Below are 21,944 nucleotides of genomic sequence, written 5' to 3'. Positions count from 1 at the left end.
ACCGACCCCGTTCACTCCCTCGCCCCGATGACGTCGGCCGGCCTGTCACGCAGGACCAACCGGGCGGGGACGACGGTGGCGGCCAGGGCCAGCGCCGCCGCCGCCGCGACCACCGCCAGGTAGGTCACCGGCGGCACGTACGGCGTGGCCGATCCGGTCATCCCCGTGCTGAACGCGGCGAGCGTCACCAGGGCGACGCCCGTACCGAGTGCCGCCGAGACCAGCACCGCGACGAAGGTCTCCCAGCGCAGCATGCGCATGATCTGCCGCCGGGTGGTGCCGACGAGGCGGAGCAGCGCGAACTCACGGGCCCGGTCGGAGGTCGCCATCGCGAGCGTGTTGACGACCGCGATCGCGGTGAAGGCGATGATCAGGCCCATCGCCACGTAGTTGACCTCGGCGTTGGCGGGTGTGGCGGTCGCCTCGACCCGGTCGAGCACGCCCACGCCCGGATGGTCGCGCAGGGCGGCGGCCAGCACGGCCCGGTCCACCGACGGGGCGGCCACGAGCACGGTCCGGGCCAGCGGGTCGTCCACGTGCGCGGCGACCAGATCGTGCGGCAGCGTGAGATCGGCGAAGCCCAGACCGCGGGTGTAGACGGCGGCGACCGTGAGCGTGGTGGGTGTGCCGTCGCCGAGCGTCAGCGCCACCGGGTCGCCGACGGACACGCCCAGCCCCTCCGCCGCGGTCTCGCTGACCGCGAGCGTGCCCGCGCCCATGCGGTCCACGGAGCCCTTCCGCACGCCGAGGTCCATGGTGGACGCGAGACCTTCGGGGGTCACGCCCTGCGCGCCGTACCTCGTCAGGCCGACCCGGACCGAAGTGCGCAGGACCTCGGTCACCGCCACCACGCCGGGCACCTTCCGTACGGCGTCGGCCGCCACCTCGGGGACCCGCGGCCCGAGGACGTGATCGGCGCGGGTCCCGGCGTGGGCCTGCTCCTGGGCCGCGTGCCCCATGGTCGTCTGGACGAACAGGATCGTGCAGGTCATCACCACCATCAGGCTGAGTGGGGTGACGACGGCGGCGAGGCGGCCGGTGGACGCCCGCAGGTTGGCCGCGGCGAGGTGCCCGCCCACCCGGAAGGCGCGCATCGGCGCCCCGAGCACGGTGGCGGCGCCCCTGGCGATGACGGGGCCGAGCAGGGCGATCGCGGTCGTCCACACCAACGCGGTCAGCATGGTCACCGGGCTGGACGCGGCCTCGATCGACAGTGTGGACAGCACCAGCGTGAGCGTGACGGCGACGCCGAGGCAGAGCAGCCCGGCGCTCAACCGGCCCCAGGGCAGCCCGGCCCGGCGCAGCGCGGCCTCTCCCAGCGCCTCGACCGGTCGGAACCTGATGGTGCGGCGGGCGGAGATCCTGGCCGCGGCCCACGCCGCCAGCACGGTCGCCCCGAGCGCGGCGAAGAAGGGGAACGGGCTCAGCACCAGGTCGAGGTTCGACGGCATCGCGCCGAGGTCCACGAACCGCGACCGCAGCCAGAACGCCAGCCCGACACCCAGCGCGGCGCCCGGGACGCCCGCGACCAGGCCGATGAGCAGGGCCTCGCCGCCGAGCATCTTCCTGATCTGCCGGGGCGTGGCGGCGACCGCGCGGAGCAGCGCGATCTCTCGCTGGCGCTGCTGGATCGACAGCGCGAACGTGCCCACGACCACGAGGATCGCGACCAGCAGCGAGGTGCCGCCCAGCGCGCCACCGAGGCTGATCAGCTTGATCCTGGCGTTCTCGGCGTCGAGGAACTCGACCGTGCCACGGTCGTCCCCGGTGTAGACGAGCGTGTTCGTGCCTTTCAGCACCGCGTTCACGCCGTCCGGCACGGCCGCGGCGTCCCCCTCGGGGAAGACGCCGATCGCGCTGATGGAGTCGGCCGCGCGCCCGCCCAGCAGCCCGGCCAGCCTGCGGGCCTCCGCCGTGCCGAAGAACAGGGTGGCCTGGCTCTCCAGCGCCTGTGCCGTCACGCCTACCACGCGGTACTCGCCCGCGGCCTCGACGGTGAGCCGCGCTCCGACGGCCAGCCCCGACCCGGCGTCGGCGACCACCTCTCGGGCCGCTCCCGGCGCACGTCCCGCACGCAGGGTGAAGGGGGTCAGCACGGCGGATTCCCAGCCGTGGCCGGTGAACGTGGCACTGCCGGAATGGACGGGGAAGGTCACCTCGGCGACCACCGAGCGCACCCCGGGGACGCCCGCCAGCCGGTCGGCGAGAGAGGCGGGCACCCAGGCCCGCTCGGACAGCGGCTTGGCCTTGACCTTCGTCTTGACCTCGCCGTCCCCCTTCTCCTTCGTGATCGTCTCGCGGACGTTCTGGTCCCCGGCGACCAGCACGGGAGTGCCCATGTACCGCTCGGGCCGAATCTGGCTGCGCAGCCCGGTCTCCAGCAGGGCGCCGCAGGCGCAGACGAGCGCGGCGGCGCACAGCAGCGCGAAGAACGCTCCGGCGAAGCCGGCCTTGCGGCTCCGCATTGTCTGCAGGGCGAACCCGATCATCACACCCACGCTCCCAACCGGGTCATGCGGTCGGCGACCCTGTCAGCCGTCGGGGCGCTCATCGTGTCGACGATGCGGCCGTCGGCGAGGAACAGCACGGTGTCGGCGTACGACGCGGCCACCGGGTCGTGGGTCACCATCACCACCGTCTGGCCGAGGCCGTCGACCACCTCCCTGAGCAGGGTGAGCACGTCGCGTGCCGTCACCGTGTCGAGCGCGCCGGTCGGCTCGTCGCCGAAAACGACCTCGGGCCGGGTGACCAGCGCCCTGGCGATCGCCACCCGCTGCTGCTGCCCGCCGGAGAGCTGCGCGGGCCGGTGCCCGGTACGGCCGTCGAGCTTGACCCGCCGGACGACCTCGTCCAGCCAGGGCCGGTCCACAGCGGACCCGGCCAGCCGCAGCGGGAGCGTGATGTTCTCCGACACCGTCAGGGACGAGACCAGGTTGAACGCCTGGAACACGAAGCCGACCCGCTCCCTGCGCAGCTCGGTCAGCCGCGTCTCGTCCATCCCCGCCAGCTCGGCGCCGCCGAGCCGTACCGAACCTGAGGTCGGCCGGTCCAGCCCCGCCGCGCAGTGGAGGAACGTGCTCTTGCCCGAGCCGGACGGCCCCATCACAGCGGTGAAGCCCCCGCGCGGGATGCCGATCGTCACCTCGCGCAGGGCGGCCACCGCGCCCTGCCCCTTGCCGTACACCTTGCTCACGGCGTCCAGCCGTACCGCGTCGTTCATGGAATTCAGCCTGCTGATCCGGGGAAACGCGGACCAGAGAGCCGATCACGAGTCGACCATGACGACATCATGAGTCGGACACTGATAGACATATTGCCGTGATCAAGGTTCTGCTGGCCGAAGATCAGCACGTGGTACGCGGAGCGCTCGTCGCGTTGCTGGAGCTGGAGGGCGATCTGACGGTGGTGGACGCCGTCGGCTCGGGCGACGCCGTGCTGCCCGCCGCGCTCCGGCACCGGCCGGACGTCGCCGTGCTCGACATCGACATGCCCGGCCTGGACGGCCTCGGCGCCGCGGCCGAGCTGCGCGCGAAGCTGCCCGACTGCCGCGCGCTGATGCTCACCGGGCACGGCAGGCCGGGCCACCTGCGCCGGGCGCTGACCGCGCAGGTCAACGGGTTCCTGCTGAAAACCGCGCCGCCGGACGACCTGGTCGCGGCGATCCGCACGATCGCCGCCGGAGGCCGCGTCCTCGACCCCTCGCTGGCCGTCGCCGCCTGGGACCTCGCCGACAACCCCCTCACGCCGCGTGAGGCCGGCGTGCTACGGCTGGCCGCCGGTGGCGCCGAGGCGACCGAGATCGCCGAGGAGCTGTTCCTCACCGCCGGGACCGTCCGCAACTATCTCACCGCGATCGTGGCGAAACTCGGTGCGCGCAACCGTACGGACGCCGTCCGCATCGCCCAGGAGGCCGGCTGGATCTAGGACAGCGCCCAGATCGAGGACGGCGCGGAGCCGGAACCAGCCGTCCCCGTCCACCCGGGCGGTCAGCTCCCCGCCGAGCGCGGCCATCCGGGTGGTGAGGTTGCCGATGCCCGAGCCCGGCCGGGTCCGTCCGGCCTCCGGGCTCACCCCGTCGTTCGCCACGACGAGCCGTACAACGCCCCGAGAGACCTCGGAGTCGATGTGGCAGCGCCGCGCGGAGCTGTGCCTGAGCACGTTGGTCACGGCCTCGCGCAGGACCGTGCCCAGTGCGGTCTGCGCGGGGCCGGGCAGCGGTCCGTGGCCGAGCGAGAGCCGGACCTCCAGACCGGCGGCGGTCAGCACGGAGCGGGCGGACTCCGCCTCCTCCTCCATCGACATCTCGCGGTGGTCGCCCGACGCGCTCCGCAGGTCGGCCCGCGCCCGCTCGGCCATCGCCATGACGTCGGCGATCTCCGCGCGAGCCCGCGCCGGATCCACCTCCGCCAGGCGGCGGGCCAGCTCGCACTTGAGCAGGATCGCCGCCAGATTGTGGCCGAGCAGATCGTGCAGGTCGCGGGCGGCGCGCAGCCGCTCCTGGACGACCGCGGCCCGGGCCGGCTCCTCCCGCGAGTCCTGCAGCTCCTTGACCAGCCGGGCCAGCCGGACCAGGCCGTGGATCACCAGCCCGGTGACCAGCGTGCTGATGGTGTAGTTGACGACCACCCCCGCCGGGAGCCCCAGCGCGGCTCCGATCGCCGCCACGCTCGCCATGACGGCCGCGACGAGCGACCACGACACCGCCGGGCGGAACGCGAGCAGCAGCGGACCCGCCAGGAAGCCGGCCACACCCAGCCAGGCCCGGTCGAACACGAACAGGGGCGGGTAGGTGAGCAGGGCCATGGCCACGAGCGCGTACGTATGACGCCCGCGCACGGACCGGAACTGGAGGAACGCGATCACGGCCAGGCACGCCGCGGCCGGGAGCACCAGCTCTCCCGGGACGAGGAGCAGCGCCTTGACGCAGAATCCGGCGAGGACCGTGGCGAGCAGGACGATCGACAGGCCATATGCGGTGTCCGGCGGCGGCGGAGCCGGCGGCGTGGCCGGGATGGCGGCCTCGACCGTGAAACGGCCGTCCGGATCGAGCCCGGCGCGCACGTCACCGCCCGCCGCCGCCATCCGGTCGATGACGTCGTCCAGCCCTTCGACGCCCGCGCCCGCCGTGCGCACGCCGTCGTTGGTGACGCGCAACCGGACCATGCCGTCGCGGTGGAGGGTCTCGATCACGCAGTGCCGGGCCGTGCCGTGCCGTACGACGTCGGTGACGGCGTCGCGGAGCACGGTCGCGAGCAACGCACCGGCCGATCCGAGCGGCTCGGTATGGCCGATCCGCACGACCACCTCGGTCCCCGCCGCGGACAGCAGCGCCCGCGCGGTCGCCACCTCCGGGGCGAGCGACAGCGCCCGGTAGCCCGCCGCGGCCGAGCGCGCGTCGGCGAGGCAGCGCCGGGCCGTAGCGGCGACCTCCCCGATCGTCTCCTTCATCGTCGCGGGGTTGTCCGGCCCGCGGCTGTTCTGTTCGTTGGCCCGACGCGCGCCGCGTTCGATGGCGTCGAGCCCCCGGCCGATCCCCTCGTTCAGCTCGGTGGCGATCCGGAGGCGCTCCTCGGCGACGGCGGCCATCGCGAGCCCGAGCCGGGCGGCCGCGACGTCGTCCACCCGGTCCGCCATCCGGGTCAGACCGTAGATCACCAGCGCGATGAGCAGCGTGTTGATCGTGGCGTCGATCATGATGAACGCGTCCGCCGAGCGCACGGCCTGGACGAGGGCGGCACCCGCCACGACGAGGACCGCCGCGGGCCACGCGGAGACCAGCAGCAGCGACCCGGCCAGGAAGCCGAGGACGCCGACGGACATGCCGAGACCGAGCACCCCCAGCGCCGCGAGGCCCGCCTGTACGGCGAGCAGCGCCGGGCCGCGGAAGCGCCGCCACCGGGGAACGACGTACGCGAGCTGGAGTACGAGGACGGCCAGGGCCAGCGATGCCTCCGCCACGCCGTCGGCGGCCAGCACGTACACGGCGGCGAAGCCGGCGAGCATGACGGCGGTGGTCAGCCGCGCGAGCCGCGGGACCGGTTCCGCGCCCGCGAAAGCGGGTTTCTCCCGGCTCACTCCAGCCTCGACCTCCCCTTTGGTCAAGGGTCAGTCTCGCAGAACGCCCGAGAAATCCGGACATGTGGGGGAATACTGCCGGAGCACTCCCGAGACGTGACGACAATCACACTCTCTTGCCGAAATAGGGGGTGACCCTTCTCACATTTTGCCCTGTCAGCGTCGTAACGTATCCCCCACCAACACGCGTCGGCGTTGTTACACACCTCGCTGTTACACCTGTGGCGCATCGGCCGGCGCGACACGAATGAACACCCGGACCCCCTCGGCGTACAACAGGGTCCGCAGAAGGTGGAGAGGTCTCTGATGACCCAGACAACGGCCGAAACCCCGGCCAGAAAGCAGCGCGCCCAGCTCAAGGTACGCACTCTGCGCACCGACCGATGGTGGCTGGCCCCGGCGCTGACATTCACCGGGCTGATGACATTCCTTATTTACGGGTTCTGGGCGATTTTCGACCAGAGCTACCTGGCGGGGCAGTACATCGCGCCCTTCGCCTCGCCGTGCCTGGCGACGTCGTGCCCCGAGGGGGCGCGCCTGTTCGGCCTGGCCCCCATCGGCGACTGGTACACGTGGCCTCCCGGGCTGCTGATCCTCGGCCTGCCGGGCGGCTTCCGGCTGACCTGCTACTACTACCGGAAGTCCTACTACCGCTCGTTCTGGCTCTCGCCGCCCGCCTGCTCCGTGGCCGAGCCGCACGGGAAGTACACCGGCGAGACGCGCCTGCCGCTGATCATCCAGAACATCCACCGCTACTTCTTCTACTTCGCGGCGATCATCGGACTTATCCTCACCTATGACGCGGTTCTCGCGTTCAGGGATAAAGAGGGCAACTGGGGACATGTGGGTCTCGGCTCGATCATCCTCTTGGTCAACGCGATCCTGATTCTCGCCTACACCTTCGGCTGCCATTCCTGCCGGCACATCACGGCGGGCCGCCTGAACAACTTCTCCAAGCACCCGCTCAGGTACAAGGCGTGGACGTTCGTGTCGAAACTCAACGCCAAGCACCAGCAATTGGCCTGGGCGTCGATGTTCTCGGTCATGATCGCCGACCTCTACGTCCGGCTGGTCGCCAAGGGCATCATCAACTTCCCGTTCGCCTAACGAGGGATCACAGTGGAAATCGAGCGTCACGAATACGACGTCGTCGTCATCGGCGCCGGAGGCGCCGGACTCCGCGCGGCGATCGAGGCGCGGCAGCAGGGCAAGCGCACGGCCATCGTCTGCAAGTCGCTCTTCGGCAAGGCGCACACCGTCATGGCCGAGGGCGGCGCCGCGGCCGCGATGGGGAACGTCAACCCCGACGACAACTGGATGGTGCACTTCCGCGACACCATGCGCGGAGGCAAGTTCCTGAACAACTGGCGGATGGCCGAGCTGCACGCCAAGGAGGCCCCGGACCGGGTCTGGGAGCTGGAGGCGTGGGGCGCGCTGTTCGACCGCACCAAGGACGGCAAGATCAGCCAGCGTAACTTCGGGGGCCACGAATACCCCCGGCTGGCGCACGTCGGCGACCGCACCGGCCTCGAACTCATCCGCACCCTGCAGCAGCGCGTCGTCGCGCTCCAGCAGGAGGACGAGAAGCTGCACGGCGATCCCGAGGCGTACATCAAGGTCTTCGCCGAGTGCACGATCACCCGCCTGCTCAAGGAAGGCGACGCCATCGCCGGGGCCTTCGGCTACTGGCGGGAGACCGGAAAGTTCCTCCTCTTCGACGCTCCGGCCGTGGTGCTGGCCACCGGCGGCATCGGCAAGTCCTACGTCGTCACGTCCAACTCCTGGGAGTACACCGGCGACGGCCACGCGCTCGCGCTGCTCGCGGGCGCGCAGCTGATCAACATGGAGTTCATCCAGTTCCACCCGACGGGCATGGTCTGGCCGCCGTCGGTGCGCGGCATCCTCGTCACGGAGTCCGTCCGCGGCGACGGCGGCGTGCTGCGCAACTCCGAGGGCCGGCGCTTCATGTTCGACTACGTGCCGGACGTGTTCAAGGACAAGTACGCCACGACGGAGGAGGAGGGCGACCGCTGGTACACCGACCAGGCGAACAACCGCCGCCCTCCGGAGCTGCTGCCGCGTGACGAGGTGGCCCGGGCCATCAACTCCGAGGTGAAGGCGGGCCGCGGCTCACCGCAGGGTGGCGTCTTCCTGGACGTCTCCACCCGGCTGCCGGCCGATGAGATCGTCAAGCGGCTCCCGTCGATGCACCACCAGTTCAAGGAGCTGGCCGACGTCGACATCACCAAGGAGCCCATGCAGGTCGGCCCGACGTGCCACTACATCATGGGCGGCGTGGAGGTGGACGCCGACACCGGCGCCGCGTCCGTGCCCGGCCTGTTCGCGGCCGGCGAGGTGTCCGGCGGCATGCACGGCTCCAACCGCCTCGGCGGCAACTCCCTGTCCGACCTGCTGGTCTTCGGCCGCCGGGCCGGGGCGGGCGCCGCCGCGTACGTCAACGGCCTGGCGAAGCGGCCGGTCGCGGCGGAGACGGCGGTCGAGGACGCGCGGACTGAGGCGCTCGCACCCCTGGAGCGGTCGGGCGGCGAGAACCCCTACGAGGTCCACCACGAGCTGCAGCGGACGATGAACGAGCTCGTCGGCATCATCCGCAAGGCCGAGGAGGTCTCCGAGGCCCTGGAGGCGGTCGAGAAGCTCAAGGAGCGGGCGGCGCACACCGCCTCTCCTGGCGGCCGGATCTACAACCCCGGCTGGCACCTCGCCCTCGACCTGCGCAACATGCTGCTCGTCAGCGAGTGCGTCGCGCGCGCCGCGCTGCTGCGCGAGGAGAGCCGGGGCGGACACACCAGGGACGACTACCCGAAGATGTCGCCCGAGTGGCGGCGCAGGCTCCTGGTCTGCTCGGCGACGCCGGACGGCGCGGCCGTGAGCGTCGAGGAGCAGACCCAGCCGTCGATGCGCGGTGACCTGCTGGCCCTGTTCGACCGGACGGAGCTCAGCAAGTACCTCACCGAGGACGAGCTGGCGGAGTACGACGCGGTCAAGGAGTCGTGATGGGATACAAGGCCAAGTTCCGCGTCTGGCGCGGCGAGGGCGGCGAAGGCCGCCTGGAGGACTTCACCGTCGAGGTGAACGAGGGCGAGGTCGTCCTCGACGTCATCCACCGGCTGCAGGCCACACAGGCTCCCGACCTCGCGGTCCGCTGGAACTGCAAGGCGGGCAAGTGCGGCTCCTGCTCGATGGAGATCAACGGCAAGCCACGGCTGGGCTGCATGACGCGGATGTCCACGTTCGAGGAGTCCGAGACGATCACGGTCACCCCGATGCGGACGTTCCCCGTCATCAAGGACCTGGTGACCGACGTCTCGTTCAACTACCAGAAGGCGCGCGAGATCCCTTCGTTCACGCCGCCGGAGGACGTCGAGCCCGGCGAATACCGCATGCAGCAGGTCGATGTCGAGCGGTCCCAGGAGTTCCGCAAGTGCATCGAGTGCTTCATGTGCAACAACGTCTGCCACGTCATCCGTGACCACGAGGAGAACAAGCCGGCCTTCGCCGGCCCGCGCTTCCTCATGCGAATCGCGGAGCTCGACATGCATCCGTACGACGTGGTCGACCGCAAGGAGTCCGCGCAGGACGAGCACGGCCTCGGCTACTGCAACATCACCAAGTGCTGCACCGAGATCTGCCCGGAGCACATCAAGATCACGGATAACGCGCTGATCCCGATGAAGGAGCGCGTCGTCGACCGGAAGTACGACCCCCTGGTCTGGCTGGGCAACAAGATCTTCAAGCGTTCCAGCTGATCCGGGGCCTCCGGAGCCGTCCGGAAGCGTATGCGGCCGCCCGCGCCTCACCGCGCGGGCGGCCGTGCCGTGTTCCGCCCCGATCCGGCCACGCCCGGGATGTCGCCGAGTCGAGGTCCGGTCTCACCACGCTCGGGACGTGCCGTGTTCCGCCCCGATCAAACCGGGCCGGGGGCGCACCGCTCGCCGGGCCCTGCCCGCCGACGGGGCGCGCTCAGGCGCCCTGGTCCGGACGCGGGAACACCGCGGTCTCGTCCGGCCCGGTCGCGTCCGGCCCTGTCGCGTCCGGCCCGGTCGCGGCGGGAGCCGCGCTCCCCGGAACGTCCTGGCGCGGCGCCGCCGGGTCCGGCTCGTTCACCGCGTAACTCCAGGCGTCCATCTGCTGCCCCTGAGGGTGCTCGCCCTGCGGTTGCCGGCCCTGGGGCGCGGCGCCGCACCCCTGGGGCATCCCGTACGCCTGGGGCGTCGCGTATCCCTGCTGGGGGCCGTACCCCTGCGGCGGGGCGTATCCCGGCTGCGCCGCCATCGGATAGCCCTGCGGGTAGCCGTAGGGCTGCGGCTCGCCCATGTAGGGGTAGCCGTAGGCCGGCGGGTACGCCACCGGGACCGGTACGAAGCTGACCATCGGCGCGTACGCCGGGCTCGCGAGATAGCCGGGCGCGGACGCGGTCGCCGGGCCCGCCTTCCGTACGGCCGCCCGGTGCGCCATCCGCCGCAGCCGGCCCTCGAAGACGAGCCAGGCGAACAGGGCGATCAACACCAGCAGCGCGGCCGGAATGGCGAGCTTGTGGCTCAGCGTGACCTGGTCGAACTCGGGGGCCGCGTTCCGGAGCTCGTACGCCGCCCCGCCGGGGTTCGGATCCGCGAAATCCGTCTGTTCCGCGGCCGGCTCGGACGGGGGGTTCTCCGCCGGCGGCAGGACGACCTCCGGTTCGCTCTCCTCCGGCGCCGGCGTCGGCGTCGTCTCGTCGACGTCCGGGATCGGCGGGGCCGAGAGGGTCTCGATCGTGTTCGGCACGGGCGAAGGCGTGGTGGGCGCGGTCGTGTGGCCGGGAGCCGGGCTGGGCGTCGGCGTGACGGTGACCGTCGCCGTCACCACCGGACTGCCGGATTGGCTCGGGGTCGAGCCCCCCGGGGTCTCGGTGATCGTCACCGTGACCTCGGGCGGGCATGTCTGGCCGACGTCGCACGGCTCGACCCTGTCGTCCGCGGCCGCGGCGATCACCGGGATGGCGACCAGCACCGAAATCGCGATGATCAGGGCGGAGAAGGCAGCCCTCAGTCGTGCGCTACCGCTCACTGCCGCCTCCGTCGCTTCCCGCTTTGACTAAAGCGGAATTCTACTTAGACAAAAGGCACAGTAAAGACATCTTACGAGGAACCATTGAGCAAACCTTGGACGGCCCCGACAATCGGCAGGTCAGCGGGCAGCCACTCGACGTCGTAAAACTCGTCCGGAGCCAGCCAGCGCAGCGCGAGATGCTCCAGCGGCGAGGGGGAGCCCGACGCGATCGTGGCGAGCCAAACCCGCAGGATGGAGCCGTTCGAGAGGGGCCATTCGCCGCCGACCCTGCGGCCGACGACGATTTTCACGCCGAGTTCCTCGACGCATTCGCGCACCAGGGCGTCGTGGTCGCTCTCGCCGGGGTCGACCTTCCCACCGGGAAACTCCCAGCCGCCCTTCAGCTCGGGCGGATCGGCCCGCTGCGCGGCCAGGAGCCGGCCATTCTCGATGATCGCTGCGCCGACGACGATGGTGTCCATGGCCCTTACGTTAGAGCGGCTCTTTTCAATTGCTCCAGCACATCCGCGTTCTGGAGCGGACGGGTGAACCCCACCAGATTGCCCCGATCGGCATATGTCGTGACCTTGATGGGTCCGCACCGGGTGCAGCGGGCCTCGATCATCTTCCCCGGCGACACGATCATGCCGACGTGTCCCGGCCGGTCGGGCGCGGTACCCGGACCCGCGTCGAAGAACACGAGGTCCCCCGGCTGCTCGCTGCCCGGCTCGACGCGTACGCCGAAGGGCCACTGGCCGAAGGTCGTCCGCGGGATCGTCAGGCCCGCGTTGCGGTAGGCCATGTAGATGATCCCGGAGCAGTCGAAGGCGTCCGGCCCCGTCCCTCCCCACAGGTACGGCTTGCCGCGCTGGTCCAGGGCGTACTCCAGGATCTTCCGTACGACATCGCTCGGGGCGTCGACCGTGTCGCAGGCGGGGTTCGGCGTGTCGATGCCGCCCGTGGCGGCGTAACGCTTGGCGATCGCCAGCACCTGGTCGACGTACCAGTCCGCGCGGTTGTAGACGAAGATCGCCCGCCTGAGATCGTCGGGGGCGCCGTTGCGCTTGAGCATCTTCGCCGCGGCCAGGATCGCGTCGGCGGGGTCGTAGACGTCGCCGTACCCGTCACCGTCGCCGTCCGAGGCGTAGCCGTTGAAGTCGGTGCCCATCTTGATCCTGGACGTGCCGCCCCAGGTGCTGATCAGGAACTGCATGGGACCGGCGGCGCCGGCGTAGTTGGTCCCGTCCTGCACGCCGGGGAGCTTCGACCGGCCGTGGTCGGTCTCCCGCTTGCCCACCGCCGCCAGGACGTTCCACTGGACGCCGATCTGCTTGCCGAACTTCTTGTACAGCTTCAGATAGTCGGCGGGGATGTCGTCACGGGCGGCCGGCGACAGGTCGGCGACCGTGGCGGCCTCGGCGCAGTCCGCACCGCTGCCCAGGCCACCGCCCAGCAGGAGCGACGGCGAGGGCGTCATCAGCATGATCGAGCCGAACAGCGTGAACGGGACGAGCACCGCGAGGGCGACGGCGATCCCGCGCCACGAGAGCCTGCCCGCCAGAGCCTTGGGCGGCATCACGGCGCCGTGTCCCCGTCCTGACCGGCGTCCGCGGGCTGCAGGTCGTAGACGCGCCAGTCGGTGCCGACCTTGATCACGGTCACCGCGAACTCGTCACGCTGCGCCTTCTGGCCGCTCTTCGCGGTGATCTGCCGGAGTGAGCCGACCACGAGCGTCACCATGTTGGCCGTCATGTCCCGGATGGAGCGCACCGCCGCCGTGCCGTGCGACACGACCTCGTCGGACCGGTTGTGGTTCACCAACGCGGGCGCGGTCGTCGTGCGGGTCAGGTCGGCGCCGAACTCCACCGTCGCGAACCCCGAGAGCCGCTTCGCGAACGCCGTCGGGTCCTCGTCGTACCGGAAGGTCCCGTACGCCTCGGTGAAGCGACGGGCGAGATCGGCCGCCGCGCCCAGCTCCGCCTTGGACAGCGGCAGATAGGAGTAGATGTCGAAGGCGGCGGGCGTGGTGGCGACCTGGCTCGGGACCGCTGTCGGCACCCGGCCGGGCACCCGGGTCTTGGACGGCTCGGTCACGCCCGGGGCGGAGCCGGACGCGTCGTCGCCCGACGGGCCCGCGGAGGTGAGATAGACGCCGACGACGGCCAGGACGACCACGACCCCGGCGAAGGCCAGCCCCCGCCGGCCGTCCCTACCCTTCATGGTCACTCCTTGTCGGAGCCGGAGGGCCTCGCCCAGAAGGGACCGGGCGCGTCATCGGGGCTGCGCCCGCTCTCGCCCCGGCTCGACAGCCACAGCGGAGGCGCGTCGGAGGATCGCGACCTGTCGGACCCGCCGCCGAACCAGCCGCTTCCCGACGACCGTCCGCCGGAGCCACCCCTGGAGGACGACCCACTCGCCCCACTCGATCCGCCTGATCCGCCTGATCCGCCTGACCGGCTCGACCCGCCGGAGCCGCCCCTGGAGGACGACCCGCCCGACGACCCCGATCTGGACCACCTGCGGCCACCGGAACCGCTCGACCCGCCCGAACCGCTCGACGGGCGCGAGGCCCAGCCACCCGAACGGCCGCTGAACCAGCCGCCCCCCGAACCGCCAGAACCGCCCGAACCCGATCCGGAACCCGACGAGAAGCCCGGGCCGGAGCCGGTGGATGTGCGTACGGGCGTCGCGGGCCGGACACCGGAGAGGTTGAGCGGCGGAGCCGACCCCTGGCGTGGGATCGCGGTCACCTTGCGCCGCCCCGGACCGGGTGCGTCGGTCTCCAGCGGCACCGGCTGCGCGCCGGCCCTGACACCGGGGACCGCAGCCGCGGCCGCTCCCTCCTCGCCGCGTACCTTGCCCTGGGCCACCGAGGAGGCGGCCACCGCGGCCGCGGTCCCCGCGCCGGCCGCCATGGCGGCGGCGCCGATGACCGGCTCGGCCTTGCGCAGGCCCCATCGACCGACCCGGCTCGCCGCCACCGGAGGCAACGCGTTCGCGGCCCGCGACAGCGTGGGCGCGCTGGCCGCCTCGCCGAGCATCCGGGTCGTGAGGGTGTGCCCGTCCATCGAGGAGAACAGGTGCTGGAACGGCCTCCGGTAGAAGAACACCGCGATCGTCAGCAACGCCATGAAGAGGATCTGCATGCCCCACGGCAGGTTCGTCGAGATGATCAGCGAGTAGCCGTACACGAGCACGCCGAGCACCAGCGCCAGCACGGCCTGGCGGAGCAGCGTGCCGATGACCATCTCCACCCACCGCATCGCGATGATCCGCCCGGACCCGGGGTGGACGCCGATCAGCAGGAACACCGGCCCAAGGATCAACAGCAGCAGGAAGCCGATCTTGAGCGCCAGCAGGGACACCGCCACCAGGAAGATGAGCAGGCCCGCGACCATGGCCGCGATGAACGCGCCGATCGCGATGCCGAGCCGGCTGGTCCAGTCCTTCCCCTGGAAGAGGAAGTACATCGAGGTGCTCTCCAGCGGCTTGGCGATCTCCTCCTCGAAGCGCTTCTGGTGGGAGTCGGTGCCCGGCATCTGCCTGGCCGCCTGCTCCTCGCGGTCGATCGCCTGGATGTCGAGCAGCTTGGGAGCCATGACCTGCACGACCGGCGCGTTCGTGTCCGCCGTGCCGAACTCGCCCATCAGCCACGGCTTGCAGACCAGCGTGGACCAGAGCGCGTCGGCGTTCTGGTCCACTCCCGGCGTGCCCGGCTGGGCGTACCCGCCGGCCTTGGCCTCCGCGTCGCCGCCCTCCTTGGCGGGCAGGCAGGACGCGCCCCCGGCCCCGGGCAACCCGGAGAACGCCGAGTTGACGATCTCGCCCGTCTTGTCCGTCACGACCTTGCCGAGCCCGGTGAAGTCCCCCGGGCGGCTGAAGAACCAGACCGCCACGGTCACCGCGAGGACCATCCAGATGACGCCCTCGGTGGTCGTCGTCGCCCGCTTGCGGATGAGCCCGTACCACGCGAGCCAGATCGCGCCGAGGATGACGATCGGCCGCAGGTACGGCCAGTACATCGCGTTGGCGAGGTTGGTGACGATGTCGTCGACCACCTCCTTGATGGGCTGGATCGGCCCCTCCGACGCCGCCGCCTGGTAGGTGCTGATCGTCAGCCGGTCGACCGCCTTGGCCCAGGAGAAGATCGCGTTCGCCCAGGAGTTGCCCAGCACGGCGGTCACGTCCGAGCAGCCCAGGTCGTACGTGTGCCAGAACTGGCCGGCCATGCCGTACCGGCCGTAGTTGGTGAGCGGAGTCTTCTCCGGGGCGGCGGCCGGCTCCGCGCCCGCCCCGGCGGCGGCTGCGGTCGCCGCGCCGGTGTCGGGCGGTGGAGGCTTGACCAGGCCGTCCACGCCGCCGTCGACGATCTCGGGAGCGAGGGCAGGGGAGAGATCACACGGGCCTGCGGCATTGGCCGTGCCGGAGAGCGCCAGGGGCAGCGTGAGGAACGCCGCGAAGACCACGAGAAGCAGGGCGAGCCTGCGCCGATTACCAGAGCGAGCGCGACCGTTCACTCGCATTCTCAAGACCGCACCTCCTGCGCGACCCCCGACTTGCCGGCACCCCCGCCAAGAAGATCACGCCTTTTCTCGTTCGGTTTGTCGTGGGTCGGATTCGTGTCGAGCCAGCGGAGCAGCTCCTCGGAGATGAGGTCCACCCCTATCCGGCCGGCGCGCCCGTCCAGATCCCGGAAGACGCACTCCCCGTTGCCCAGGGACCGCAGCACCGCCTTGTGCGCTTCCGACGAATCGACCCCGAGAAGTTCCATCACGTGCTCGACCTCCACCCGCTCCGTGGAGCGGAACGCGAACACCGACGAGAGACAGTTGGTGACCTGCTCGCTCAGCAGGTCACCGGCGTTCTGGGAGACCAGGACGAGTGCCGTGTTGCGGGATCGGCCCATCCGCGACACCTCCGGCACCAGCTTGGCCCCCTCCGGCGTGGAGGTGATCGCCCACGCCTCGTCCAGGAAGATGGCCTTCGGCGTGCGCCGGTCCAGGCCGTTCATCAGCCGCCGGGCGAACTGGGAGACCAGGTACAGCAGCGCCACCGAGAGCCGCTGCTCGTACGAGTAGTCGTCCCTGGCCGTCGCCACGTCGGGAAGGGTCAGGCCGCCCAGGGTGAACACCGTCGTCCAGCCCTCGGTGTCGATCTGGTCGCCGCCCGAGGGGTCGAAGCAGAGCTGCGCCAGGTGCATCTCGGACATCGAGCGCAGCACGGCCCCGAGGTTCTTGGAGGCCGGGTCCTCAGACCGCTCCAGGTGGTCGACGACCTTGCCCAGCGACGGATCCGGCTGGTTGGAGACCGCCGCGACCGCCTGGATCATCGCCGACTCCCGCTCCTCCGACATGCGCGGCAGCAGCAGCCGAAGGGTCTCCGTCGCCATGGTCTTCTTGGCCGCGATGTCGTCGCCGAACGAGAACGGGTCGAGCAGCCCCGGCGCCGCCGCCCCGAGCGGGATGATCCGCGCCCGGCGGCCCCGGTCCTCCAGCAGCCGCACCAGCGACTCGGCGTCGCCCTTGGGGTCGATGACCGCGACCGTCACCCCGCGCAGCGCCATCTGGTAGATCAGCAGTAGCGCCAGGGTGGTCTTGCCGCCGCCCGGCTCGCCGGTGATCGCGATGGCCGTGGGGCGGTTCCTCGTCGCCGCGACCAGCGGATCGAAGTGGACGATGCTCCGCGCCCGCCCCAGCGTCTCCCCGACGTACGGCCCGAGCCAGCCCGCGCCCGACTCATCCACCCGGTCGCCCAGATCGACCGTGGCGGTGGCCATCCCGCCCGCGATCGTGCGCAGCGGCTGCCGCTGCGCGTACGCGTTGACCCGTACCTTCTCGCCGGGAAGGGCTTCGCAGAACAGCGAGAACTGGTCGCCGGTGGAGTTCACCACGTCGATGCCGAGATCGCGATAGTGCTCCACGATCGCCTCGACCCGCTGGACGCAGATCTCCTCGGTGGGGGCGCTCACGCTCAGCCGGTGCCAGCCGTACACGAAGGGGAGCCGCTCCTTGGTGATGCCGTGCTCCAGCATCCGGGCCGCGTCGATCTGCTCCGCCAGCGCGAGCGGCGCCTCGGCGCCCGCCTCGCGGATGTGGATGTCCATGTCCCGCGCGTGCGCCAGCTTCCTGGCCACGTCCTTGCTCGCCATGACGGGAGGGATCAGCCGCATCCTGCTGGAGATCTCTACCGGGAACGGCATCTGGTCGGCGAAGTGCATCCACGGCTCGCCGTCCGGGAACGGCATCAGGTCGGGGAACCGGGCGAACGACAGGTGCGCCGTGAACGAGTCGCCGGTCGGCTGCTCGATCCGGAGCAGGGAACGCCCGTTGTGGATCTGCCCCTCGACCAGGGATTCGATCTCCCCCTTGCCCCACCTGCGCCGCGGCGAGGCCGACGGCGGCGGGTCGCCCAGCGCTCCCGACACCGCGTGCTGGAACAGCCAGGCGATCTCGGTGGAGGTGGCGTGGCGGGCGTACAAGGAGCTGGAGGCGAGCGCCCGGCCGAGCCGCTCGGCCTGCTCCGTCCACCGCTCGATCTCCCGCTCGGGCACGTGGTCGTCCTCGATGCCGAGCGCCTTCTCGCTGCGCAGGTAAAAGCCGAACAGCTGGGCGAGCGCCCCGGTTCCGAGCTGGGCCCCTCGCCGGCCCAGCCGTACGCCGAGGTAGATCTCCTTGCTCCAGAAGTCCTTCGCCCAGACGTGCCGGTACATCTCCTCCAGGTAGTCGCGCCACCCCGGTCCCTCGTCCGACGTGGCGTTCAGGGCCATCGCCCACTCCGCCGCCGGATAGGTCCGGTGGGCGACCCGCAGGTGGACCTCCGCGTCCGGCATCCGGATCGCCGCGAGCGCGATCGTGATGTTCGTCGCCAGAGCCTCGCGCTCCTCCGGGGTGACGAACTCGTAGCTCACCGTCGGAAGCCGGAAGTACGCCCACGCCGCGGAGTCGGTGAGGAGGACACGATCGTCGAAGTACCGCACCGCGAGACGGCTGCGCGTCCTGCTCACTGGTCGCTCACCACTCCCCGCTGACTACGCGGACCGCTCGTCCCTCGCGGGCCACTCCGCTCGCATGTCGGGTTCGCTCCGCGCTCACTGGTCGCTCACCACTCCCCGCTCACCTGGCCACCTCCTGCTTGTGCTGGTTCGCCGCCAGCCCGCTCGCGATCACTCCCGCGAGGGCCACGTACGCCCTGCGGCCCCCCGGCCGGAGGCGGGCCGGGTCGACCGGCCCCTGGCGGGAGAGCTCGTCCTCCCAGGGGATGCGCACGATGGCCCGGCAGCGTCCCCTGGCCACCGCCTCGGCCTGCTCCACGTCGGACGCGCTGCGCCTGCTCACGCCGTTGACCACCATGACGGCCCGGCGGCGCAGGTCGGAGCAGCCGTGCCCGTCCAGCCACTCGTACGTCATGGCCACCGCGTCCGGCGCGTGCTCGCTGGCCGGAGCCACCAGCACGAGCTGGTCGGCGTACGGCAGGAGCCGCGCGGCCAGCGCCGCCGCCGGGTCCACGACGATCAGGCGGTAATGACGGTCGAGAGCCGCGAGCATCCGCGGCCACCCCGCCTCCAGGCGCTGCGCCGCTCCCGCGTCGGAGTCGGCGCCGACCACCTCCAGCCCCGAGTCGCAACGCGTCGTGTATGCCCGCATGCCGAGGTAGCCGCTCACCCCTCCGGAACCCGCGAGGAGGGAGCTCAGCGTCTCCGGCGACTCCGCCGTGATCCGCGTGGTGAGCGTCTGGTCCCCGGTGCCCGCGTCGAGGGCGAGGATCCGGTCCCCGCGGTATTTGGCGAAGGTGTGGCCCAGCATGAGCGCCGTCGTCGTCTGCCCCGCACCGCCGGTGCAGCCGAGCACGAGGATCCGCCTGCTCCCTGTGAGCATGGTGCGGGCTCGCGCCTCGTCGATCTCCATCCCGTCGGTGCGGCCTCCGCCGCCGCCTACGACGACCTGCGCGATCCTGCGCCAGCCCCCCGAGGTGTCCCTGCCGACGACCGATTCGACCCGGCGCACCTTCGGCTGGTCGCCCGGCGCCACGGCCCTGATCGAGACCGGCACCGGAGGCGCGTCCGCGGGCTCGCGCACCGGCTCCCTGACAGGTCCGCGCTCCGTGACCGACTCCTCGGCCGCCGACTCCTCGGGCGCGAGTGCGTGTCTCGGCGGCTCGTGCGCGGCCTCGCGCATCTCCTCCGGTACGGAGTCCGCGCGAGCGTGTCTCGGCTGGTCATGCACGGGCCGTTCGGCGGCAGAGACCTCAGACACGGAGACCTCGGACACGGAGCCGTCAGGTACGGCGGCGTCGGACACGGAGCCGTCAGGTACCGAGGCGTCAGACCGGGCGGCGTCAGGTACGGAGGCGACGGCGGTCGCGGAGCCTTCCTCCACAGGGCCGTCCGCCGCGCGGTCATCCACCACGGGCGCTTCCGTCGCCGGGCCGACCGCCGCATGATCGCCCATCGCGGGGCCGACCGTCGGGGACGCTTCCGTCGCGGGCGTCTCCGTCGAGGACCAGACCTTCGGTGGGAGGCGGGGGGTGTCCTCGCCCGGGGGGACGGCGCCGCGCTCGCCGGCCCGCGCCCGGGGCCCGGGATCCGGCAGGCCCAGCTCCCGCACGGGCCGCTCCGGTGCGCGCCGCTCTCCCGTCCCGTCCTGGGCGGAGGCGGCCAGCCTCCGGAGCTTGCGCAGGGCATCGGGACCGATGGGCGGCACGGTGGCATCGCCGTACCGTGGGGTTCCGGAAGCCGCCCGCTCGGATCGTGCGGCCCCCCGTTCACCTCCGGAGGCCGCCGGCTCCTTCCTGGGAAGCGCGCGCTCGGCGGCGGCCGGTCTCGCCGGCGCGCCGGCCACGTTGCTTCTGGTGGGGGCGGGCGCGGACGTGGCTCCCGAAACGGGCGCGGAGGCGGCTCCCGGCGCGGGCAGCGGCATGGGCGGGGGCATGGGCGGGGGCACGGGGACGGGCTCGGCGACGGCCGGGACCGCGGCGGCCGCCGCCTTCGCGGCGGCGGCGACCGCGGGCCGCACGCTGGGGGCTGAGGCGCGGCGCTGCCGGCTCTTGGCCCGGCCCTTCCCGGCGGGGACGGACCGCCAGACCCGTACGGTGAGGGTGATCTCGTCCGGCTCGCTGACCGGTGCCATGCGGCACCACGTACGGGGCTCGGCCAGGTAGCGCACCTGTGACTGGAGCAGTTCGGTGAGCCGCTTGCCCTCGATGACGGGCCGGGTCGACAGCCAGGTCACGATCCCGGGAGGGACCAGGTAGACCACGTGCCACGGCGCGTCGAAGGGGAGCCCCACGAGGAAGAGGAACGTCCACCAGGGGACGAGGACGCCCACGAACACACCGATCCAGACGATGGGAAGCGGTGTCGGCAGCTTCAGGTCGTACAGCTTGTAGAGCCGCTTCTCAATTCGCCAAATATTGGTATATGTGGGCAGATCCACCCGATCCTCCTCTCTGCCAGATCACTTGATGCCGAGCGCCCCCGCGATCGCCCTCGCCGTCACCTCGATGATGTTGGGCACGTAGAAGATCACGCCGATCGCGATCGCCAGAATGATGAACTGCATGAATCTGGTGATCTCTCGAGTGAAGAGGAAGAAGATCGCCACGACGGACACCACGACCAGGAAGAGCGGCGCGAAGAACTTGCGCAGGAAATCCGCCAGGCCCTCGGTGTTGATCCCTGTGACAGGTGGAGCCGACGGATCCAACGCGATCTCCACAATGGTGTTCAGAATCAATTCACGCCCTCCCGGGGTATGGATCAGCGGCGTCGTGTTCGGTCATGCGCTACCCCACGGGGCGGCTCGCGCCCTGAACTGCCTCGACGAACCATTTGCCGCCCTGCTTCTCCACCGTGAGCCGGTAGGCCTGCTCCAGCCCGGCCGGCTGGGTGGCCGGATCGTCCGTACGCGAGTTGGCGGCGCCCCCGCCCGGTGACACGGCCCACACGACGACGGCGGTGACCTCCCTGGTGCTCCCCTCGCCCGCCGGGACCACGACATCCTTGAGCTGGGCGAGCGAGAGCGCACCGTCGAAGCCCTCGATGGTCACGCCGTTCGCCACATAGCGCTGCAGATCCACCTGGTCGCCCGCGGCGTACGCCTTGAAGAAGCCTTCGAGCTGGGGACGCAGCTCCGACTCGGTCGCGGAGTCGCGGTCGGGCTCGCCCACCGCGGGCAGCCCCGCCGGCCCGGGCGCGGGCAGCAACCCCGGCCGCGCGGACACGACGAACCTCGATCCGTCGTAATAGACCGGCACGGAGAGCAGCCCGCGCCTGCTGCCCGCCTGATATGTCACGGTGACGACGGCGTTGGCCGAGTCGCGCACGCTGATTCCCGCGAACTGGAACGCGCCCGCGGACATCTGGCCGTAACCATTCCAGCCGAACTGCTCCTGCGCGCCCTCGGGGAGAAACGCCTTCAAACGATCCGCTCTTTGTCGCGGATTAGACGCGTTGAAATTCAGGTAGACCGCGGCGAACTGATTTGCAAATGCGGCGGCTTGCGTCATCGGAAAACCGGAATCGCTCGGCTCGGGCGTGGCCCCGGTCGTGGCACCCTCCTGGGTGAACCGTTCGAACGGCGCCCGCACGCCGTTGACGACGATCACGATGATCAACGCCCACAGGATCGCGCGGCCGGTCCAGACGAGCCAGCGGCCCCCACCGCCGCTCCAACCCCCGCGCCTGCGGGCGCTCCCGCTCGAGGCGAACACCCGATCAGGGTCCTGGGGAGGGGACGACTCGGGGTCGCCAGCGATCCGAGGATCCGGCTGGACGTTCGACCTGCGAGCCATCACGCCTCCGCTCGCGCCGATCCCCCGGGCTG

15 protein-coding genes and 1 pseudogene are annotated in these 21,944 nt (G+C 71.3%); 4 read left to right on the top strand and 12 right to left on the bottom strand.

The annotated features are described in order from the left end of the window. Nucleotides 1-11: 11 nt before the first annotated feature. The gene (locus QSK17_RS08815; protein WP_285704039.1) at nt 12-2,489 is read right to left on the bottom strand and encodes an ABC transporter permease; all 2,478 of its coding nucleotides are present in this window, start codon (nt 2,487-2,489) and stop codon (nt 12-14) included. Continuing rightward, complete coding sequence (locus QSK17_RS08810; protein ID WP_285704038.1) at nt 2,489-3,220, bottom strand: ABC transporter ATP-binding protein; 732 nt, start codon at nt 3,218-3,220, stop codon at nt 2,489-2,491. Before QSK17_RS08810 ends, QSK17_RS08815 begins: the two co-directional genes overlap by 1 nt. 98 nt (nt 3,221-3,318) lie before the next feature. On the opposite strand from QSK17_RS08810, the gene QSK17_RS08805 reads away from it, so the two are divergent. Further along, nucleotides 3,319-3,924, top strand: a complete 606-nt coding sequence (locus QSK17_RS08805; protein WP_285704036.1) for a response regulator transcription factor — start codon at nt 3,319-3,321, stop codon at nt 3,922-3,924. Nucleotides 3,925-4,314: 390 nt separating this feature from the next. Here the strand turns inward: QSK17_RS08805 and QSK17_RS08800 are convergent. Then, nucleotides 4,315-4,674: pseudogene (locus QSK17_RS08800) on the bottom strand (histidine kinase); the annotation flags it as partial. A gap of 1,707 nt (nt 4,675-6,381) precedes the next feature. Here QSK17_RS08800 and sdhC point away from each other — a divergent pair. The 3 genes from sdhC to QSK17_RS08785 are packed head-to-tail and all read left to right on the top strand — an operon-like array spanning nt 6,382 to nt 9,842. Next, nucleotides 6,382-7,182: a succinate dehydrogenase subunit SdhC gene (gene sdhC / locus QSK17_RS08795; protein ID WP_285704035.1), complete on the top strand. Its 801-nt coding sequence runs from the start codon at nt 6,382-6,384 to the stop codon at nt 7,180-7,182. Between the two features lie 12 nt (nt 7,183-7,194). Further along, a complete protein-coding gene (locus tag QSK17_RS08790) occupies nt 7,195-9,090 on the top strand; it encodes a fumarate reductase/succinate dehydrogenase flavoprotein subunit (RefSeq protein WP_285704034.1) in 1,896 nt (631 codons plus the stop codon). Then, nucleotides 9,090-9,842 (top strand): succinate dehydrogenase/fumarate reductase iron-sulfur subunit, encoded by a 753-nt coding sequence (locus tag QSK17_RS08785; protein WP_285704171.1) that lies wholly within the window; start codon nt 9,090-9,092, stop codon nt 9,840-9,842. The genes QSK17_RS08790 and QSK17_RS08785 overlap by 1 nt, the downstream gene beginning before the upstream one ends. Before the next feature lie 214 nt (nt 9,843-10,056). On the opposite strand, the gene QSK17_RS08780 is transcribed toward QSK17_RS08785, so the two are convergent. The 9 genes from QSK17_RS08780 to QSK17_RS08740 form a co-directional block, all read right to left on the bottom strand. Continuing rightward, a complete protein-coding gene (locus QSK17_RS08780) occupies nt 10,057-11,142 on the bottom strand; it encodes a hypothetical protein (RefSeq protein ID WP_285704033.1) in 1,086 nt (361 codons plus the stop codon). Between the two features lie 71 nt (nt 11,143-11,213). Next, nucleotides 11,214-11,606 carry a (deoxy)nucleoside triphosphate pyrophosphohydrolase gene (locus tag QSK17_RS08775; RefSeq protein ID WP_285704032.1) on the bottom strand — a complete coding sequence of 131 codons (393 nt, stop codon included), beginning with the start codon at nt 11,604-11,606 and terminating at the stop codon, nt 11,214-11,216. A gap of 5 nt (nt 11,607-11,611) precedes the next feature. Next, the gene (locus tag QSK17_RS08770; RefSeq protein WP_285704031.1) at nt 11,612-12,700 is read right to left on the bottom strand and encodes a C40 family peptidase; all 1,089 of its coding nucleotides are present in this window, start codon (nt 12,698-12,700) and stop codon (nt 11,612-11,614) included. Then, nucleotides 12,700-13,344, bottom strand: coding sequence for a hypothetical protein (locus tag QSK17_RS08765; protein ID WP_285704030.1), 645 nt, complete (start codon nt 13,342-13,344; stop codon nt 12,700-12,702). Before QSK17_RS08765 ends, QSK17_RS08770 begins: the two co-directional genes overlap by 1 nt. Nucleotides 13,345-13,346: 2 nt before the next feature. Then, a complete protein-coding gene (locus QSK17_RS08760) occupies nt 13,347-15,647 on the bottom strand; it encodes a hypothetical protein (RefSeq protein WP_285704169.1) in 2,301 nt (766 codons plus the stop codon). Between the two features lie 2 nt (nt 15,648-15,649). Further along, entirely contained in the window at nt 15,650-18,127 is a 2,478-nt protein-coding gene (locus tag QSK17_RS08755) for an ATP-binding protein (protein WP_285704029.1), read from the bottom strand. Nucleotides 18,128-18,236: 109 nt separating this feature from the next. Then, nucleotides 18,237-20,555, bottom strand: coding sequence for a conjugal transfer protein (locus QSK17_RS08750; protein ID WP_285704028.1), 2,319 nt, complete (start codon nt 20,553-20,555; stop codon nt 18,237-18,239). A gap of 21 nt (nt 20,556-20,576) precedes the next feature. After that, nucleotides 20,577-20,849 carry a hypothetical protein gene (locus tag QSK17_RS08745; protein WP_285704168.1) on the bottom strand — a complete coding sequence of 91 codons (273 nt, stop codon included), beginning with the start codon at nt 20,847-20,849 and terminating at the stop codon, nt 20,577-20,579. 55 nt (nt 20,850-20,904) lie between these two features. Next, on the bottom strand, nt 20,905-21,831 hold the full coding sequence (locus QSK17_RS08740; protein WP_285704027.1) for a conjugal transfer protein: 927 nt from the start codon (nt 21,829-21,831) through the stop codon (nt 20,905-20,907). Nucleotides 21,832-21,944 lie beyond the last annotated feature (113 nt).

Source organism: Microtetraspora sp. NBRC 16547 (genome assembly GCF_030268965.1).
Lineage (GTDB): Bacteria > Actinomycetota > Actinomycetes > Streptosporangiales > Streptosporangiaceae > Microtetraspora.
The sequence above is the reverse complement of the archived record's forward strand: the minus strand, read 5'-3'. Positions and strand labels throughout refer to the sequence as shown.

What these genes read in the sequence shown, in the direction of transcription:
- QSK17_RS08815 (WP_285704039.1), bottom strand. Translation starts at nt 2,489, where the DNA reads ATGATCGGGTTCGCCCTGCAGACAATGCGGAGCCGCAAGGCCGGCTTC.
- QSK17_RS08810 (WP_285704038.1), bottom strand. Translation starts at nt 3,220, where the DNA reads ATGAACGACGCGGTACGGCTGGACGCCGTGAGCAAGGTGTACGGCAAG.
- sdhC (WP_285704035.1), top strand. Translation starts at nt 6,382, where the DNA reads ATGACCCAGACAACGGCCGAAACCCCGGCCAGAAAGCAGCGCGCCCAG.
- QSK17_RS08785 (WP_285704171.1), top strand. Translation starts at nt 9,090, where the DNA reads ATGGGATACAAGGCCAAGTTCCGCGTCTGGCGCGGCGAGGGCGGCGAA.
- QSK17_RS08775 (WP_285704032.1), bottom strand. Translation starts at nt 11,606, where the DNA reads ATGGACACCATCGTCGTCGGCGCAGCGATCATCGAGAATGGCCGGCTC.
- QSK17_RS08770 (WP_285704031.1), bottom strand. Translation starts at nt 12,700, where the DNA reads ATGCCGCCCAAGGCTCTGGCGGGCAGGCTCTCGTGGCGCGGGATCGCC.
- QSK17_RS08765 (WP_285704030.1), bottom strand. Translation starts at nt 13,344, where the DNA reads ATGAAGGGTAGGGACGGCCGGCGGGGGCTGGCCTTCGCCGGGGTCGTG.
- QSK17_RS08760 (WP_285704169.1), bottom strand. Translation starts at nt 15,647, where the DNA reads ATGCGAGTGAACGGTCGCGCTCGCTCTGGTAATCGGCGCAGGCTCGCC.